Annotated in this window: 12 protein-coding genes; 7 read left to right on the top strand and 5 right to left on the bottom strand. The window is 55.7% G+C overall.

Annotation, left to right across the window (positions count from 1 at the left end; genetic code table 11):
• Window position 1 precedes the first annotated feature (1 nt).
• Window positions 2–2,509 carry an FAD-dependent oxidoreductase gene (locus ACKVOS_RS00315; RefSeq protein ID WP_409210025.1) on the bottom strand — a complete coding sequence of 836 codons (2,508 nt, stop codon included), beginning with the start codon at window positions 2,507–2,509 and terminating at the stop codon, window positions 2–4.
• A gap of 221 nt (window positions 2,510–2,730) precedes the next feature.
• Between ACKVOS_RS00315 and ACKVOS_RS00310 the strand changes: the two genes are divergently transcribed.
• Both ACKVOS_RS00310 and ACKVOS_RS00305 read left to right on the top strand, forming a co-directional pair.
• Window positions 2,731–4,968 carry a TonB-dependent hemoglobin/transferrin/lactoferrin family receptor gene (locus ACKVOS_RS00310; RefSeq protein WP_409210024.1) on the top strand — a complete coding sequence of 746 codons (2,238 nt, stop codon included), beginning with the start codon at window positions 2,731–2,733 and terminating at the stop codon, window positions 4,966–4,968.
• A 22-nt stretch (window positions 4,969–4,990) separates the two neighbouring features.
• Window positions 4,991–5,977, top strand: a complete 987-nt coding sequence (locus ACKVOS_RS00305; protein ID WP_409210023.1) for a DUF6607 family protein — start codon at window positions 4,991–4,993, stop codon at window positions 5,975–5,977.
• A 32-nt stretch (window positions 5,978–6,009) separates the two neighbouring features.
• Here ACKVOS_RS00305 and ACKVOS_RS00300 read toward each other — a convergent pair whose 3' ends face one another.
• The 3 genes from ACKVOS_RS00300 to ACKVOS_RS00290 form a co-directional block, all read right to left on the bottom strand.
• A complete protein-coding gene (locus ACKVOS_RS00300; RefSeq protein ID WP_409210022.1) occupies window positions 6,010–6,726 on the bottom strand; it encodes a hypothetical protein in 717 nt (238 codons plus the stop codon).
• Between the two features lie 16 nt (window positions 6,727–6,742).
• On the bottom strand, window positions 6,743–7,951 hold the full coding sequence (locus ACKVOS_RS00295) for a toxic anion resistance protein (RefSeq protein ID WP_409210021.1): 1,209 nt from the start codon (window positions 7,949–7,951) through the stop codon (window positions 6,743–6,745).
• Between the two features lie 102 nt (window positions 7,952–8,053).
• Window positions 8,054–8,737 carry an arylesterase gene (locus ACKVOS_RS00290; protein ID WP_409210020.1) on the bottom strand — a complete coding sequence of 228 codons (684 nt, stop codon included), beginning with the start codon at window positions 8,735–8,737 and terminating at the stop codon, window positions 8,054–8,056.
• 42 nt (window positions 8,738–8,779) lie between these two features.
• On the opposite strand from ACKVOS_RS00290, the gene ACKVOS_RS00285 reads away from it, so the two are divergent.
• Together ACKVOS_RS00285 and ACKVOS_RS00280 are read left to right on the top strand one after the other, a co-directional pair.
• The gene (locus ACKVOS_RS00285) at window positions 8,780–9,451 is read left to right on the top strand and encodes an ABC transporter ATP-binding protein (RefSeq protein ID WP_409210019.1); all 672 of its coding nucleotides are present in this window, start codon (window positions 8,780–8,782) and stop codon (window positions 9,449–9,451) included.
• Entirely contained in the window at window positions 9,397–11,952 is a 2,556-nt protein-coding gene (locus tag ACKVOS_RS00280; RefSeq protein WP_409210018.1) for an ABC transporter permease, read from the top strand. Before ACKVOS_RS00285 ends, ACKVOS_RS00280 begins: the two co-directional genes overlap by 55 nt.
• A gap of 22 nt (window positions 11,953–11,974) precedes the next feature.
• On the opposite strand, the gene ACKVOS_RS00275 is transcribed toward ACKVOS_RS00280, so the two are convergent.
• Window positions 11,975–12,949 carry a bile acid:sodium symporter family protein gene (locus ACKVOS_RS00275; RefSeq protein ID WP_409210017.1) on the bottom strand — a complete coding sequence of 325 codons (975 nt, stop codon included), beginning with the start codon at window positions 12,947–12,949 and terminating at the stop codon, window positions 11,975–11,977.
• A 125-nt stretch (window positions 12,950–13,074) separates the two neighbouring features.
• Between ACKVOS_RS00275 and ACKVOS_RS00270 the strand changes: the two genes are divergently transcribed.
• The 3 genes from ACKVOS_RS00270 (at window position 13,075) to typA (ending at window position 16,884) form a co-directional block, all read left to right on the top strand.
• Window positions 13,075–14,007: a tetratricopeptide repeat protein gene (locus ACKVOS_RS00270; protein ID WP_409210016.1), complete on the top strand. Its 933-nt coding sequence runs from the start codon at window positions 13,075–13,077 to the stop codon at window positions 14,005–14,007.
• Window positions 14,008–14,138: 131 nt separating this feature from the next.
• Window positions 14,139–14,933, top strand: a complete 795-nt coding sequence (locus ACKVOS_RS00265) for a hypothetical protein (RefSeq protein ID WP_409210015.1) — start codon at window positions 14,139–14,141, stop codon at window positions 14,931–14,933.
• A gap of 130 nt (window positions 14,934–15,063) precedes the next feature.
• Complete coding sequence (gene typA / locus ACKVOS_RS00260; RefSeq protein ID WP_409210014.1) at window positions 15,064–16,884, top strand: translational GTPase TypA; 1,821 nt, start codon at window positions 15,064–15,066, stop codon at window positions 16,882–16,884.
• Window positions 16,885–16,888: the final 4 nt, after the last annotated feature.

The following is a 16,888-nucleotide window of genomic DNA, read 5'->3' as shown; positions in this document are numbered from 1 at the left end:
CCTAGCTCCTGAGCGCCGTGTTTTCGGGGTCGAAGGGCGAATCTTCAATAATCGTGGCGCTGTATCGCGTGCCCAATATGGCGATCTCCAGTTCGATTCCCGCCACCGCCAGATCCGGCCGCACCATCGCCAACGCCAGCGATTTGCCCACCCGCCAGCCATAGCCACCGGAGGTCGCACGACCGACAATTTCGTCGCCCTGATAAATGGCTTCGGAGCCGCGTGCATCGGCATCCGTCACGCCGTGCACTTCCATCGTGACCAGAGCATTGGCAAATCCCTTGGCCTGCCACGCAAGCAACGCGTCTTTCCCGTGAAAGCCGGCTTTTTTCAGGCTGACAAAACGGTCCAATCCGCTCTCAAAGGCGGCATATTCGACCGACAGTTCGCGTGGGATCAGTTTGTAGCTTTTTTCGAGCGCCATCGACGTCATCGCCCGGATCCCGAACGGCTTGATGTCAAACTCGGCTCCGGCGGCCATCAATTCGTCAAAGACATAGTTTTGCATTTCGATGGGATGATGGATTTCCCAACCCAGTTCGCCAATGAAGTTGACCCGCAGCGCCTCGACCTGCGCAAGGCCGATGCTGATCTTCTGTCCGGTCAACCAGGGAAAGGCTTCGTTCGACAGATTTGCGTCGGTCAGTTTCTGCAAAAGTGCGCGCGACTTAGGACCCGCCAACACCAGCACGCCCATTGACGTGGTGAGCCGTTCAAAGCTTACCGAACCGTCCTTGGGCATCGCTTTTTTCAGATAGTCATGGTCGTGCCGCTCATAAGCGCCCGCCGAAACCAGATAATAACGCTGGTGCGCCATCTTGTAGACGGTGAATTCGCAGCGCACCCCGCCCTTGTCGGTCAGCAAATAAGATAGCGAGACCCGCCCTACCTTTTTAGGCACGGCGTTGGTTAGCAACTGGTCCAGCCATGCCTCCGCGCCTGGCCCTGAAATTTCGCATTTGGCAAAGGCGCTCATATCCTGAATGCCAACATTTTCATGCACATGGCGGCATTCATTGCCAACATGTGTGAAATAGTTGGACCGGCGGAATGACCACTTTTCCCGGACAGCCTCGCCCGCAACAACGGGGTGATTATCGTTCAACAGCACATCCGGCTTGTCCAAATCGGCCTCGGTCAGGGCATAGCCCTCTGGCGCGAACCAGTTGGGGCGTTCCCAGCCAAAAACGCTGCCAAAGACCGCACCCAGAGCTTTCATCCGGTCATAGCAAGGTGTGCGACGCAAGGCGCGTCCGGCGTCCCGCTCTTCGTCGGGATAGTGGACGGTAAAGACTTTGGCGTAAGCTTCTTCGTTCTTTTCGATCAGGAAGCCGCGGCCTGCATAATCGCCAAAGCGGCGCGGGTCGACGCCCATCATGTCGATGGTCGGTTCACCATCGACAATCCAGTGGGCAAGCTGCCAACCCGCGCCGCCTGCGGCGGTGACCCCGAAACTATGGCCTTCGTTAAGCCAGAAGTTTTTGAGGCCCCATGCCGGACCGACGATGGGCGACCCGTCGGGCGTATAGGCAATTGCGCCATTATAGACTTTCTTGATTCCGACTTCGCCAAAGGCAGGAACTCGTTTCATCGCGGCCAAAATATATGGCTCCAGCCGTTCGAGAGCGTCGGGAAACAGTTCATATTCGCTGTTCGCCGCCGGGCCGTCGACATAGCAAGCAGGTGCGCCGACTTCATAAGGGCCAAGAAGCAGGCCGCCTGCTTCCTCCCGCATATAATAGCTGGCATCGGATTCACGCAGCACGCCCATCTCGGGCAATCCGGCCTTTTTGCGGGCCATGATATCGGGATGCTGCTCGGTTACAATATACTGGTGTTCGACCGGGATGACGGGGATATCCAGCCCGACCATCGCCCCTGTCGCCCGTGCAAAATTGCCGGAACAGGAAACGACATGTTCGCATGTTATGTCGCCCTGATCTGTCGATACCAGCCATTCACCATTGGGCTGCTGCGTAATCGCGGTCACGGTCGTGTTGCGGTAAATGGTCGCACCACGCTGCCGCGCGCCTTTGGCCAAGGCCTGGGTCAGGTCGGCGGGTTGGATATAGCCATCGTCCGGATGCTGGATCGCGCCGATCACGCCGTCCATATCGGCAAGCGGCCAGATGTCCTTGACCTGATCAGGAGTGAGGAAGTTGACGTTTACGCCAATCGTGCGCGCAACACCGGCATAATAATGATATTCGTCCATGCGGTCGCGCGTGGTGGCAAGACGGATGTTGGTAACTTGCGAAAACCCTGCATGTAGGCCGGTCTCGGCTTCGAGGCTCGGATAAAGCCCGACCGAATATTGGTGAAGTTTTCCAACCGAATAGCTGAGGTTGAACAGCGGCAGCAGACCCGCTGCGTGCCAAGTCGACCCGGATGTCAGTTCCTTGCGTTCCAGCAGGACAACATCACTCCACCCCATTTTGGCCAGATGGTATAATGTGCTGACGCCCACGACGCCGCCGCCAATTACCACTGCCCGTGCCGTCGTTTTCATGCAATCCACCCCGCCCTTGTGCTTCAGGCTATGTCAGAAACAAACGCATCGCATCAATCCGAATGCGGAAATATGAGCGCTTCTTCCGATATTCTAATAGTAAACATCAGTATATTTAATTGAACGCGGATCTTTTTAGAACATCCGCTTGACGCCTTCCGAATTATTCCTCAATTACACTGCTATTAAGAATCAGTCGCATTATCAATAAAGGGATTTTCATGCGTTTCCGTTCGGCCAACATACTCTACGCGTCGCAATCATTGATACTGGCTTTCGCGCTCATCGGATCAGTCATGCCAGTTGCAGCCCATGCACAGGATAATGACGGTGAATATTGGCTGGCCCGTAAGAACCAGATCACGGTCAGCGCTACGCGTGCCTCGTTGCTTGTTTCCGAAGCTCCGGCGACCGTTACGGTCAAATCCGACGAAGACATCGCCGATGAACTGGCAACTGATATCAAGGACCTTGTCAGGTTCGAACCTGGCGTTTCCGTAACCCGACAACCGGCACGATTTAGTGCCGCCTTTGCGACCACGGGCCGTGGCGGGAATGAAGGCTTTACGATTCGTGGCATTGGCGGAAACCGGGTCTTGATCCAAGTCGACGGCGTCCGGGTTCCCGATGGTTTTTCTTTTGGGGCACAATCCGCAGGACGCGGTGACTATGTCGATATTGGCCTCGTCAAATCTGTCGAGATATTGCGCGGTCCTGCATCGGCACTTTATGGCAGTGACGGATTGTCGGGCGCAGTCAGTTTTACCACCAGCGACCCTTCCGACATTATCCGCGGCGATAGCGCTATCGGCGGACTAATCCGCGCCAGCTATAGTTCCGATGACAATGAATTCGCGGAAACCGCTATTGTCGCGGGGCGGAGTGCTATTTTATCGGGCATGATCGCTTTTACGCGCCGGGATTTTAGCGCGCTGGAGAATCAGGGAAGCCTCGGCACCAATGGCGGAATAGGCTCAACGCGGACATCGCCCAACCCGCAAGACGGACAATCAAACGCGGTCCTCGGCCGCTTGGTTTTTGAACCTGACGGCGGTCACAAATTCCGCCTGACGGGGGAATATGTCGACACGCTGTTGACCGCCGATATTTTGTCGGGTCGCGGCAGCAATGGTTTGGGTTCCGTCGTCGACAGCCTCACGGCGCGCGACACCGGCGCCCGCAAGCGCATAACCGGCGACTGGAGCTGGTCGGGCGATGGCGCTTTTGAAGCCGCACATATTGCCATTTACTGGCAAGATGCATTCGACCGGCAATTTACCGAAGAACTACGCACTCCGGCCGCCGATCGCACACGCATCAACACATTTGAAAATCAGGTTTACGGTGCCGCAACCGATGGTCGGGTCCGCTTCATCACTGGCACATTGACACACAATCTTGTCTTCGGCGCAGATGTCAGCATCACCCGTCAAAAAGGTCTACGCGACGGTACCGTCCCCCCATCGGGGGAAACATTTCCGACCCGTGCCTTTCCCGCAACCGACTTTACCTTGGGCGGTGTTTTTATCGGCGACGAGATCGGGATTGCGGATGGATTTTTGAACCTTTACCCCTCATTGCGCTGGGACCGCTATTCGCTAACGCCCGCCAACGACCCTCTATTACCCGCCAGTTTCGTAACGACGGGTCAAAGCGGGTCAAAAGTTTCTCCAAAATTCGGGGCCGTACTTCGTCTTAGCGAAGTCGTTAGACTCTTTGGGAATTATACGCGCGGGTTCAAAGCGCCTGCCCCCAGCCAGGTGAATCAGTTTTTCGAAAATCTGACATCGCCATTTTTTGCATACCGGACATTGCCTAACCCCGAACTTGCGCCGGAAACGAGTGAATCGTTCGAGGGCGGTGTCCGGATCATTACCAATCATCTCAGCGGCAGCATCACTGCGTTCAAGGCGAATTATGATAATTTCATCAGCCAGGAACAGGTGGGCGGGACTGGAACAATTGCCGATCCAATCCAGTTCCAGTTTATCAATATAGGTGCAGTCGAGGTTGATGGTATTGAAGGCAAGCTGGAACTGAATCTACCTTCGGGACTGAATGCACGCGTGGCCGCCGCATATGCGCGGGGAACGGCATCGCGCACCGGATCGCCAGACACGCCGCTGACCACGATTGATCCGCTGACGATGACGGCTGCGGTCGGCTATCGTGCCCGTGACAACCGTTTTGGGGGGCAATTGGTGCTGACGCATTATGCCCAAAAAGAGCGATCACTCGCTCCAGCCGATTTTCGCCCTGACGCCGCAACGGTGCTGGATTTTACCGGCCATGTCCGGGTGACCGATGCGATCACACTCCGCGCCGGAATCTTCAACATTTTGGACAGCAAATATGCGGTCTGGTCAGACGTGCGTGGCCTCGCGGCGACTTCTGCGTTGACCGACGCATTCACGCGCCCCGGCCGCAATGGCAGTGTTTCGGCCAGTTTTCGTTTCTAAAAATATGCAGAGGAATATGCTTATGAAAATACGTACATCAAAATTCTATGCCGGCCTGTTTGTTATGGCCTGCGCCACCGGCCCCGCGCTGGCGCACCCACCAATTGCCGAACGCGCGGTAGCCGATGAAAAAGCGGCATTCGAAGCCGACCGCACCGACATTCTGGCGATGGCGGGAAATTTCAAAGTTCGTTTCGACATGCAGGAATCAACCCGCTGGGACGCAAGCTATACCCCGATCGACAAGAAAATTTCCGGCGGCAACGAAGTCGTTCGGGTAATCGAGGACAGCGGCCGAAAAATCGTGCTGCAACATATGCTGGTCATCAATGCGGATGGCAGTGACATGATTATCAAACATTGGCGGCAGGATTGGGAATATGAACCTGCAAAAGTGTTGGTCTATGCTGATCGTCACCAATGGAAATGGGACGATGTGCCAGAGAGAATGCGGCGCGGGCGCTGGTCCCAAACCGTTTGGCAGGTTGATGACAGCCCACGATATGGCGGCTGGGGCCAGTTTGAAGAGCAAGGCGGCGTAAGGCGTTGGCGCTCCAACTGGACATGGCGACCGCTGGCCCGCCGCGACGCGGTCCGCAACCCTGTTTACGACCGTTATCTGGCCATCAATCGCCACCAGTCCTCCCCCGATGGCTGGGTCCATTGGCAAGACAATATGAAAATGGGACCAAAGGACGGTAAGTTATCACCGGTGGTTCAGGAATATGTGCTCAACAGCTACACCAAATATGACGGCTATAATGTTAAAGCGGCCGATGATTACTGGGCTGCCACAAAGGACTATTGGGCTGCAGTCCGTTCGGCGTGGGATATTGTCGCCACAACAAAAGGTGGGATCGGCATTCAGGAGGAAGCCGAAACCGGTACGATCATAAGCGCAAGGCTGCTGGAAATGGCGGACGATATTGTCTCGGGCAAAATGAAGCAGGACAAGGCGATAGCCGAAGCGACCAAGTTGATTTCCGACACCACAAAGGTCATCGGGTAACTTTAGGCCCTGCCCTTAACGCCGACGCTGCGTCATTGTTGCGCGGCGTCGGTGTCGTATTTCAGTTCCAGATAGCGCCCACGCACCGCCAGCTTATCGAGTTCGCCCCTTGAAATCTGGCCAGTCATCGTCCCGATTTCGCGGTCGATCAACTTCAACCCGTCGAGCAATTGCTGCTCAGGTGTTTTTCCGCCATGTTCCTTGCGCTTCAGGCTGTCGGGTATCCGTTTGTAGCCGTTGATTAGCTCCGGCAAATGCTCACCCACCAACTTGCGGACCTCGCGTGCCGCAGGGTCATTGTCGTCGAGCGATTGAAGCTGCGGTGCCAATTGATCGAGCCGGATGCCGATATCCTGCATCAAGGTGACAGCTGGAGGCGGCAATGCAGGCCGTTGCGATTCCAGCCAAATTTCTGTTTTTCCCGCCAAAGTACCCAAATCGGTCTGCCGCAGACTTTCTGTTGTGGGCATCGGCATTGCAGGATAGCGCAGAAGCACATAGGCCGCCGCAGCCCCGACCAATCCGGTAATCATGACGCCCCAAAAACCGATGCCGTCAATAACGGCGCCAACAATGCCTGCGCCGATTAGTACCGCACCGACGGCAAGTCCGGCTTTGCTGACCTTGCCCCAAAAATGCGCGCGCCGAAGTGCCATCGATTTTGTACCGATGGGCGGCATACGCACGTTGCGCAGCGCACGGCGGCTGCTTTCAAGGATTTCGTCGGACTGGGAAGCGGGGCTGGTCATTCAAATCCCAATATTTTCAATTTTCCAACGAAGCGAGAAGTCCGCTTTCCTGTGTGGACTGAAGGGCCTGTGCCTGCCCTTCGGCGCGCGCAATATAGCCCTTCGACTTCTGCACTTCCTGCTCCAATGCTTCCGACGTCTGCTTCATGCTGTCTAGCGCCTTCAGCTTGAACGTGTCGATGGCATCCATCGTGTCATAGATATTCTGGAATGCACGGCTGAGCGTTTCCAGCGGGATCGTTGCACCCGCCGCCTGTTCATGAATGCGGGCTGTATTATCGCGCAACAACTGGCCAGTGGAATCGATAATATTGGCGGTGGTCGTGTTCAGCGCGGTAATTTGTTCAAGCACCAGTTTCTGGTTCGTCATCGCTTGCGCCACCGTCACGGCGGTGCGAAGCGCGCCAACAGTGGTGGTCGATGCCCGATCCACACCCTTCACGAGCTCGACATTGTTTTTCTTGACCAAATCAAGCGCCAGATAGCCTTGGACGGTCACCGCCATCTGGGTCAGCAAATCCTGCGTGCGTTGGCGCACATAGAATAACGCGCTTTCCTTGATGGCGCGGGATTTGGCCGGATCGGAATGCTCAAGCTCCGCCGCTTTTTCTTCAAGCTTTGCATCCAGCTGCTTGGACATCACGATCATCTGTTCCAGCTTGCCCATCGCAACCCAGAGATTTTGGCGTTCCACATCAATCGCCGCGTTATCCATCAGCAATTCGTCTTTGCCATTGCCAAGACGGCTAAGAATGGAGCTGATATGGGTTTGCGAACTTTGATAGCTGTCGAAATAATTGCGTAATTTGCTGCCCCAAGGGATGATACCGAACAGCCGGTCCTTGGTCATCAAATTACCCTTTTTCGAAGGGTCCAGATCTTCGACCACGCGGCGCAATTCGGCAAGATCGGCACCGACGCCCGAACCTTCGTCCATCCGGCGGATCGGTTTATCGAGGAAGCGATTTGACTGGGCTGAAGCTTCCATGATCTCCTTGCGGCCCATGTTGGTCAACTGATCGACGCGTTTGCCGAATTCGGGGCTGTTGACGTCCTGCGCGATCAGATCGGCGACATAGGCTTCAACCCGTTCCTCAAGCTTCGTTTTCTGTTCATCGGTAACCGGTACCAATCCCATCGCCTGCTGCGGTGCGACTGTTGGTACAGGATCGGGCGGGGTCAGTTTCAACTCGCTGACGGTCTGGGTAACGGTTTCGGTCGACATCGTCTGTTTCCTCTGTCCTTCGTATACGCAACAGATGGAACGAGTGCCCGACCTTTTCAAGCACTTACGTCCCCAGCTGTGTTATTTTTCTAATACAGCGGCTCAATTCTTCATCAATTCGGCTTCGACGAGGGGCGATAATCCTTCGACAACGCGCGCAACACCTTTGGCATTGGGATGGATATTGTCCTGTAACATCATGCTTTTATCCATCACGACACCTTCCAGAAAGAAGGGATAGAGCTTTGCGCCATATTGGGCCGCGATTTCTGGATATAATGGATTGAACGCACGGGCATAATCGGCCCCCAAATTGGGCGCTGACAACATACCTGTCAGCACCACGGGAATTTGACGCCGTTTAAGTTCGGCCAACATAGCCTCCAGATTGGCGCGGGTTTGTTCCGGCTTGATCCCGCGCAACATGTCATTCCCGCCAAGCCCCAGCACCACGAGGTCGGGTTTGCGATCGAGATTATCCAGAACAAAGGTCAGCCGGTTCTTGCCGGCCGCAGTTGTATCACCCGAAACACCGGCATTGTGCACACGCGCTTTGATGCCATCGGCGATGAGAGCGGCTTGCAACTGTGGCGCAAGACCTTCTTGGGGAGCGAGTTGATATCCTGCATAGAGGCTATCGCCAAATGCGACGACCAACTTGTCGCTTGCTGCCCCCTTGGTTGCGACCTCAATATCGGCAGGTTCTTCTACGGGATTATTCCCGCATGCTGCCAACCCTTGGATTGCGACCAATAGTGCACCATATACAAAAAAACTTCTGTTCATAAGGACATCCCTTTGCACGCTCCAATTAACATGGCCTCTGATATGGCAATCCGTGCAACAAATGTCACGCTTAGCCTTGGCAGTAATGACGCAAAGGTATCGATTTTACGCGGCGTCGATCTTGAAGTTCCCTATGATAGCAGCGTCGCTTTGCTTGGCCCCTCCGGTTCAGGCAAATCATCTTTGATGGCGGTACTGGCGGGTTTGGAACAGGCAAGCAGTGGCAGTGTCATCGTCGACGGCCTTGATTTTGCCAAATTGGACGAAGATGCGCTGGCACGGGCCAGGCGCGGACGTATTGGCATCGTGCTTCAGGCATTCCATTTATTGCCAACGATGACTGCGCTTGAAAATGTGGCGATCCCTATGGAACTGGCGGGCATAGAGGACGCATTCGGGCGCGCGGCTGCCGAATTGCAGGCGGTGGGCCTTGGCCATCGCATGACCCATTATCCGTCCCAACTGTCGGGCGGCGAACAGCAACGTGTCGCGATTGCGCGCGCGATGGCAGCATCACCAAAGATAATTTTCGCGGACGAACCAACCGGCAATCTGGATGGTTCGACGGGGGCATCGATTATCGATTTGCTGTTCGAACGGCGGGCCGCATTGGGTGCGACATTGCTTATCATCACCCACGATCCCGATTTGGCGCGCAAATGCGACCGTGTGATCGCGATGCACGACGGGCATATCGTGGAAGGTTCAGCGTGAACATTCCCTTGGGTGCCCTGTGGCGCATCGCAAGACGTGATCTTTCGGCCCAGATCAGGGGGCTGCGCCTGCTGGCGATCTGCCTGTTTCTGGGTGTAGCAACGCTCGCCGCCATTGGCAGTTTGACGGCTGGAATCGGCGAGGAGCTATCCCGACGCGGCCAAACTATTTTGGGGGGCGACATCGAAGTCGGCATCGCCCAGCGGCAGGCCAACGCAAAAGAACTGGCTGCCATGCAAAAGGCGGGGTCCGTTTCCCAAACAGTCCGGATGCGCGCAATGGCAATTGGGAACGACAGCTTGCTTGCCGAATTGAAGGCTATCGATACGCTGTATCCACATTATGGCACCTTGCGACTGAAGGATGGAGGAGGAGGAGCAGCACGCGCACCCGCCAAAGGCGAAGTTTACATAGGCCCGTCATTATCCGATCGGCTCGATATCAAAACAGGCGAAATCGTGCGTTTTGGCGAAGCCCGCTTCAAAGTCGCAGGCATAATTGCCGAAGAACCGGACCGGTTGGGTGAAGGCTTCACATTGGGGCCCGTCGCCATCATCAATATCGCATCCTTGCCCGAAACCCGGCTTATCCAGCCCGGGAGCATGTATGAATCGAAATACCGCATCAAACTTCGCAGTGAGCAAGATGTTGCAGCGATCAGCACATCTTTTGAAGCGCAATTTCCTTCGGCGGGATGGGAAATCACGGACCGGTCAAACGGAGCGCCGGGAACGCGGCGTTTTATCGAAAGAATGGGCCAATTTCTGACGTTGGTCGGGTTGGCCGCATTGGTGATCGCCGGAATTGGTGTCGGTAATGGCGTCGGCAGTTATCTCGCCAGCAAAAGGGCGGGTATCGCGACATTAAAGGTCAATGGTGCTGACAGCGGCACCATTTTCCGCATCTATATGTTGCAAATTCTGGCCGTCGCAGGCGCAGCCATCCTTATCGGACTTGCCGTAGGAAGCGTCCTGCCATTGGCGATTGGATGGGTTGCCGGCGACATCCTTCCTGTAGCGCCCGGCTACACGCTCCATCCGGTGCCACTCGTCGTCAGCGCGGTTTATGGTCTTTTGATCGCCGTTGCATTCGCCTTGCCGCCACTTGCGCGCGCGCGGACTGTTCCTGCGGCCGGCCTGTTCAGGGCCATTGTCGAGGGCGATGCACGTATCGACAGGCGCAGCCTGATCTGGGTCATTGCTTCTATCGCAGCCATTGTCGCGATTGCCGTGGCAACCGCGCGCGAACCGCTATTTTCCCTCGCTTTTGTTGGCGCAGCCTTCGGTCTTTTGCTTTTGTTAACAGGGATAGCGTGGCTGTTACGCGTTATTGCAATGCGGGTGCCGCGGCCCAAAGCGCCTTTGCCCCGATTGGCACTTGCGAACTTGCACCGGCCCGGCGCACAGACTCAGGCGTTGGTCGTCGCTCTGGGCCTTGGATTGACATTATTTGTAACACTTGCGGCGATCCAGACGAGCATCAACAACGAAATAAAAAACAGTATACCCGATCGTGCCCCCAGCTTTTTCATTCTCGATATTCCCCGCGATGGTGCGGCGCAATTTACCGAAATGGTCAAAACCGCCGATCCCGCAGCGTCCGTAAACATGATCCCGGCTTTGCGCGGAACGATCACCGAATTTGCCGGACAACGGGTCGATCAACTCGATGAACTTCCCGATGGCGCGTGGATATTGAACGGTGACCGCGGCCTGACCTATAGCCCCGATCTGCCCAAAGGCAGTGAAGTGGTCGCCGGGAAATGGTGGCCGGCCGATTACAAAGGCCCGCCGCTCATCAGCCTGGAGGCCGAAGTCGCAAAAACGCTTGGTATCGGCGTGGGTGACAGCATGACAATAAGCTTACTCGGAGTGGAGGTTCCCGCCAAAATCGCATCTTTACGAACGGTGAAGTGGGACAATTTCGGCTTGAATTACGCCATAGTCTTTTCACCGGGCAGCCTGGACTCCGCACCTCATAATATGGTGGCGACGGTAACCGTTTCGAAAACGGCTGAGCGCGTTTTGGCCAAATCGATCCCGCCTGTATTTCCATCGGCATCATTGATCGAAGTCGGCGAAGTAACCGCACAAATTACGGTTTTGTTGACCCAAATGGCGCAAGCCATTGCCGCCGCAGCATCGATTGCGATTTTGGCGGGCATTGCGGTTCTGGTCGGGGCCATCGCAGCGGCACGGCAGTCGCGGATATATGACAGCGTCATCATGAAAATGCTCGGATCGTCACGGGCCCAGATATTGGGGGCGCAGACTTTGGAATATGGCATATTGGCTGTGACGCTTGGCATATTGTCCCTTGCATTGGGACTGGCTGCGGCGTGGTATGTGGTGGTGCAAATCTTTGATTTCAGCTTTGCACCGGATCCGGTGATATTAGTGCTAACGCTGGTGGGCGGCGCTGGTTTGACGTTTTTGCTGGGAATTCTCGGCTCGCTACCCATATTGGCGGCACGTCCGGCGCAGGCATTACGCAGCCTTTAGGGTTAGACTAGCTGGAGCCTGCTCAATCACCGGCCTCGTCCTGCGCCGCGGCCAAACGCTTGGCCAGCGGGACAGACGCAATCAACTGCAACTGGTGATACAATATCGTCGGCAAAATCATCAGCCCGGCGATTTTGGGCGAAAACAGCAAGGCTGCCATTGGCGCACCGATCGCAATACTTTTGTGCGCGCCGGTAAACAACAGGCTGATCCGGTCGGCGCGGGGTAGATCCAGCAACCCGCCGACACACCAGGCTGCGGTAAACGAAAACCCTAGAAAAATTGCGGCAAAAAGAACGAGCAACACCAAAGACCACAGGCTTATTATCTCAAGTGATCCGCTGCTTACCGCCGCACCAAAGGCGACATAGACGGCCAGCAAAATGACGCTACGGTCACAAAAGGTAAGAAGCGTTTTCTGTCGCGCTGCCCATGCACCCAACCAATTCTGCACGCCCTGTCCCATGATAAAGGGCAACAGCAACATCGTGATAATCTTGATGACGATATCGCTGCCGATCACCACACCCGAAGCGCTGCCGAGCATCAATGCAAACAGCAGCGGCGTTGCAAAAATCCCCGAAAGATTGGAGAGCGCCGCGCCGATAACCGACGCCGCGATATTACCTTTGCCCAGCGTTGCGTAGCTAACGGCCGATTGCACCGTGGAAGGCAATATCGCGGCGTACAGCAATCCGCTTGCCAATGCGACCGGCAGAAACTGTGCCGCCAGCGTCGATATCCCAAGCCCAAGCAACGGCATCAGGATAAAGGTGAAAGCCAGCATCAGTCCCTGCAATTGCCACCCCTTCATCGCCCGCGCCACTTCGTGACGCGGCAGACGCAATCCGTGCAGGAAAAACAGGAAGAATATACCCGCAAAGGATATGCTCTGCGCCAACGGCACGTCTTTCACCGGAACCGGCAGCACCCAGGCCAGCACAAGCGTGCCGAAAAGCAGTATGACAAATTGATCGGGTAAAAATTTGCGAAGCACGACGGGCCAAAAATGTTAGGTTCATCTTTGATGGAGCAAATTGCGCAAACGGGCAAGCACGCACTTTACGCGGGTAACAAAGCCGTGCTATGTATAGCGGACAAATTTTGAAAAGGATCATTCCCATGAAGATGCCGAACGGTAAACTTGTACTGATTACATCGACGGCGCTGATCGCCGCATTGTCTCCTGCTTTTGCTATGGGCGGCGGCGGCGGCGGCGGCGGTGGAACGCCCAGCCAGTCGGCACCTGCTTATGACCCTGCGGTCGACTATCAAAAAGGCGCAACCGCATTTCGTGCGGGGCAATATGCCGACGCCGTCAAATCGTTCAAACGGGTTGTTGGCGCAATGCCGCGCAATGCCCAGGCACAATATCTTCTGGGTGCCAGCTATATGGCGTTGTCCGATTTCAAAAAAGCCAAGGGCCCGATGACTTTGGCCGTTAAGCATGACGACAAGCTGATCGATGCCAAGCGCGATCTGGGCATCATCCATGCAAAGCTGGGTGCCGCGGCTAAGGCCAATGAACAACTCGCCGCGCTGAAAGTTCTTGAAACAAATTGCGCTGCCGGCTGCCGGGACAAGAAACAGCTGAAAGATGCAATCGCGCAGGTCGAGGCCGCTTTGGTCGCAGGCAAAACAGCATTGGGGCCCGTAAGACCGGACATATATCTCGCGCAAGCCGTTTCGGCCGACGCGACATATGTGGAGGCCGTCGCGCTGATCAACGAAAAACGCTATGATGAAGCAATCACCAAGCTCGACAACGCCTTGTGGGCCGCCGGGCCGCATCCTGATATTCTGACCTATTTGGGTTTTGCGAACCGCAAGTTGAAAAATTTCGAGGCTGCAGAAAGCTATTATCAGGCGGCGTTGACTATTGCCCCGCAACATCGCGGTGCACTGGAATATTATGGCGAGCTCAAGCTGGAGCGCGGAAATGTTGCCGGAGCCAAGGCGCATCTGGCCAAGTTGGAAAGCCTGTGCGGTTACGGCTGCCTCGAAGCGGATGAATTGCGTCGCTGGATCAAGGACGCGGCAACATCCGCAAGCTGATTCTCTCGATCGCCGTCGGGATAGGGGGCGGGGTCGCAATAGCAGCCTCGCCTCCCCCTATTTTGCAATCCTTGTGGTGGACCGACAAGGGCTCCGAGATCAGCGCGGCAACCGCACAACCCACCACGTGCTTGTCATTCGATCCGCGTGATGCCGCCACGGTGAGCGCCGGTTTGGCCATATTCAACACGCCTAGCTTGCTCGGCGGACAAGCCGCAAAGGCAGGCTTAAGCTGCAACAGCTGCCACGACAATGGCCGTAATAACGCACAATTCCGTGTCGAAGGCCTGTCATCCGCATCGGGAACAGCCGATGTAACCAGTTCTTTTTTCAGCATATTACGCAGCAACAAGACCTATGATCCGGTTGAAATTCCTGATCTTGCACATCCGGGCAAGGTTTCGCGTGCGCCTGAAGATCCGGCGCTGGAACGCTTGATACGAACGCTGATCGTCGAAGAATTCGCGGGCAAGGAACCGAGCGCCGCAACATTGGAGGCGCTTGCGACTTATGTACGTGCGATCCGGGAATGTGACGGCAACCCCTCACAGGAACGCCGCTTGAAGGATCAATTGCACCTGATCGACGCGGCCATTGATGGCGCATTGGCGATGCATCAAAAGGGCGACGAGGAGGCGACAAAATTGCTGGTTCGTGGTGCGCGCCATCAATTGGGTTTGATTGACGAGAGGTTTTCCGCATCCCGACTTGTCAATGAACGCCAATTGTTGCTGGATGCTTCACGGCGATTACAGGACATGGCAAACACCGAAACTGGCGAAGTGTTTTCGGCTTCGCTGATTTCTTGGCGTGCCGATTTCAAGTCCGGCTTGGCGCTGCGTCTTGCCACCAAAGAACATTTGTCGCTTTACAACCCGAAAAAGCTGGAAACCGCCTTCAAACGCAACGCCCGATCAGCATTCTAACACACTGCTGCGTCCATTTTCGTTCACTTGGCCGTTCGAATGTTGCGCCGCAGCACATATTGCGTTAAGGGCGCGCCAGAATCCGGTGGCAAGTTGCTGCCTAACTGACCTCCCAAAAGGCACTTTGTAAATGTCCCAGCGTAATATCGCCATCATCGCGCACGTCGACCACGGCAAAACCACCCTCGTTGACCAGCTTTTCCGCCAGTCCGGAACCTTCCGAGACAATCAACGCGTCGAAGAGCGCGCAATGGATTCCAACGACCTGGAAAAAGAACGTGGCATCACGATTCTTGCCAAATGCACCAGCGTTGAATGGAACGAAACCCGCATCAACATCGTCGACACCCCCGGCCACGCCGACTTTGGTGGAGAAGTTGAACGCATTTTGAGCATGGTGGACGGCGTTATCCTGCTCGTCGATTCGTCCGAAGGCGCCATGCCGCAAACGAAATTTGTGACCGGCAAGGCATTGGCGCTCGGTTTGCGTCCTATTGTTGTTGTCAACAAGGTCGACCGCCCTGACGAACGCATTCAGGAAGTACTTGACGAAGTTTTCGACCTGTTCGTGTCGCTCGATGCTACCGATGAACAGCTCGACTTCCCTGTCCTCTACGCGTCGGGCCGCAACGGCTATGCGTCCATTGACCCGAGCGCACGTGAGGGCACGTTGACGCCAATGTTCGAAACCATTGTCTCGCACGTTCCTGAACCGAAAGCCGATGTGGATGGCGAGTTCAAGATGCTCGTCACCTTGTTGGACCGTGACAACTTCCTCGGCCGCATTTTGACGGGCCTCGTCTTGTCGGGCACCGTCAAGGTCAACCAACAAATCCACGCGCTGAACCCGGATGGCAAAATTGTCGAGGCTGGCCGCGCGTCAAAAATCATGTCGTTCCGGGGACTGGAACGAATTCCTGTGGATCAGGCACAAGCCGGCGATATCATCTCTATCGCAGGTCTAACGACCGCGACCGTGGCCGACACAATCGCCGAACCGAGCGTTACAGAGCCGTTGCACGCGCAACCGATTGATCCGCCCACATTGTCGATGCGCTTTTCGGTGAACGATTCGCCGATGGCAGGCCGCGAAGGTACCAAAGTTACCAGCCGGATGATCCGTGACCGCCTGCTCCGCGAAGCCGAGAGCAACGTCGCGATCCGCGTCACAGAGTCTGCTGACCGTGACAGCTTTGAAGTGGCCGGACGCGGAGAACTTCAGTTGGGCGTGTTGATCGAAACGATGCGCCGCGAAGGTTTCGAATTGGGCATTTCGCGTCCCAAGGTGCTTTATCGGGAAGATGAGTCCGGCAACCGCACCGAGCCTTATGAAAGCGTCGTGATCGATGTGGATGAAGAACATTCCGGCACAGTCGTTGAAAAAATGGCCCTCCGCAAAGGTGAAATGACCGATATGCGCCCCTCGGGCGGCGCCAAAACCCGCATAACGTTCAGCGCCCCATCGCGCGGTCTGATCGGCTATCATGGCGAATTTCTGTCCGACACACGCGGCACCGGCATCATGAACCGCTTGTTCGAAAAATACGGCCCTTATCGTGGTCCGATTGAAGGCCGGAAAAATGGCGTGCTTATCTCCAACGGCAACGGCGAAGCGGTTGCTTACGCCCTTGGGCCATTGGAAGAGCGAGGCATTTTGTTCGTGTCACCGGGCGAAGCTTTATATGAAGGCATGATTATCGGCGAAAATGCCAAGCCGGACGACCTTGAAGTCAACCCGATGAAGTCCAAGCAGCTGACGAACTTCCGTTCGACCGGCAAAGATGACGCCATCCGCCTGACCCCGCCCAAAGTCATGACGCTCGAACAAGCCATTGCCTATATCGACGACGACGAAATGGTCGAAGTCACGCCAAAGAATATCCGTATTCGCAAGGCGATCCTTGATCCCAACGAACGGAAAAAAGCTTCGCGAAAGAAAGAAGCAGCTTAAGTTT

It is taken from the genome of Sphingorhabdus sp., assembly GCF_046154385.1.
In the GTDB taxonomy this organism is placed as follows: domain Bacteria; phylum Pseudomonadota; class Alphaproteobacteria; order Sphingomonadales; family Sphingomonadaceae; genus Sphingorhabdus_B.
Note: the sequence above shows the minus strand (reverse complement) of the source record. Positions and strands in the feature narration are given on the sequence as shown.

Bases quoted from the DNA above. Each gene is read 5' to 3' on its own strand.
- ACKVOS_RS00315 (WP_409210025.1), bottom strand. From the start codon at position 2,509: ATGAAAACGACGGCACGGGCAGTGGTAATTGGCGGCGGCGTCGTGGGC.
- ACKVOS_RS00310 (WP_409210024.1), top strand. From the start codon at position 2,731: ATGCGTTTCCGTTCGGCCAACATACTCTACGCGTCGCAATCATTGATA.
- ACKVOS_RS00305 (WP_409210023.1), top strand. From the start codon at position 4,991: ATGAAAATACGTACATCAAAATTCTATGCCGGCCTGTTTGTTATGGCC.
- ACKVOS_RS00300 (WP_409210022.1), bottom strand. From the start codon at position 6,726: ATGACCAGCCCCGCTTCCCAGTCCGACGAAATCCTTGAAAGCAGCCGC.
- ACKVOS_RS00295 (WP_409210021.1), bottom strand. From the start codon at position 7,951: ATGTCGACCGAAACCGTTACCCAGACCGTCAGCGAGTTGAAACTGACC.
- ACKVOS_RS00290 (WP_409210020.1), bottom strand. From the start codon at position 8,737: ATGAACAGAAGTTTTTTTGTATATGGTGCACTATTGGTCGCAATCCAA.
- ACKVOS_RS00285 (WP_409210019.1), top strand. From the start codon at position 8,780: ATGGCAATCCGTGCAACAAATGTCACGCTTAGCCTTGGCAGTAATGAC.
- ACKVOS_RS00280 (WP_409210018.1), top strand. From the start codon at position 9,397: ATGCGACCGTGTGATCGCGATGCACGACGGGCATATCGTGGAAGGTTC.
- ACKVOS_RS00270 (WP_409210016.1), top strand. From the start codon at position 13,075: ATGAAGATGCCGAACGGTAAACTTGTACTGATTACATCGACGGCGCTG.
- typA (WP_409210014.1), top strand. From the start codon at position 15,064: ATGTCCCAGCGTAATATCGCCATCATCGCGCACGTCGACCACGGCAAA.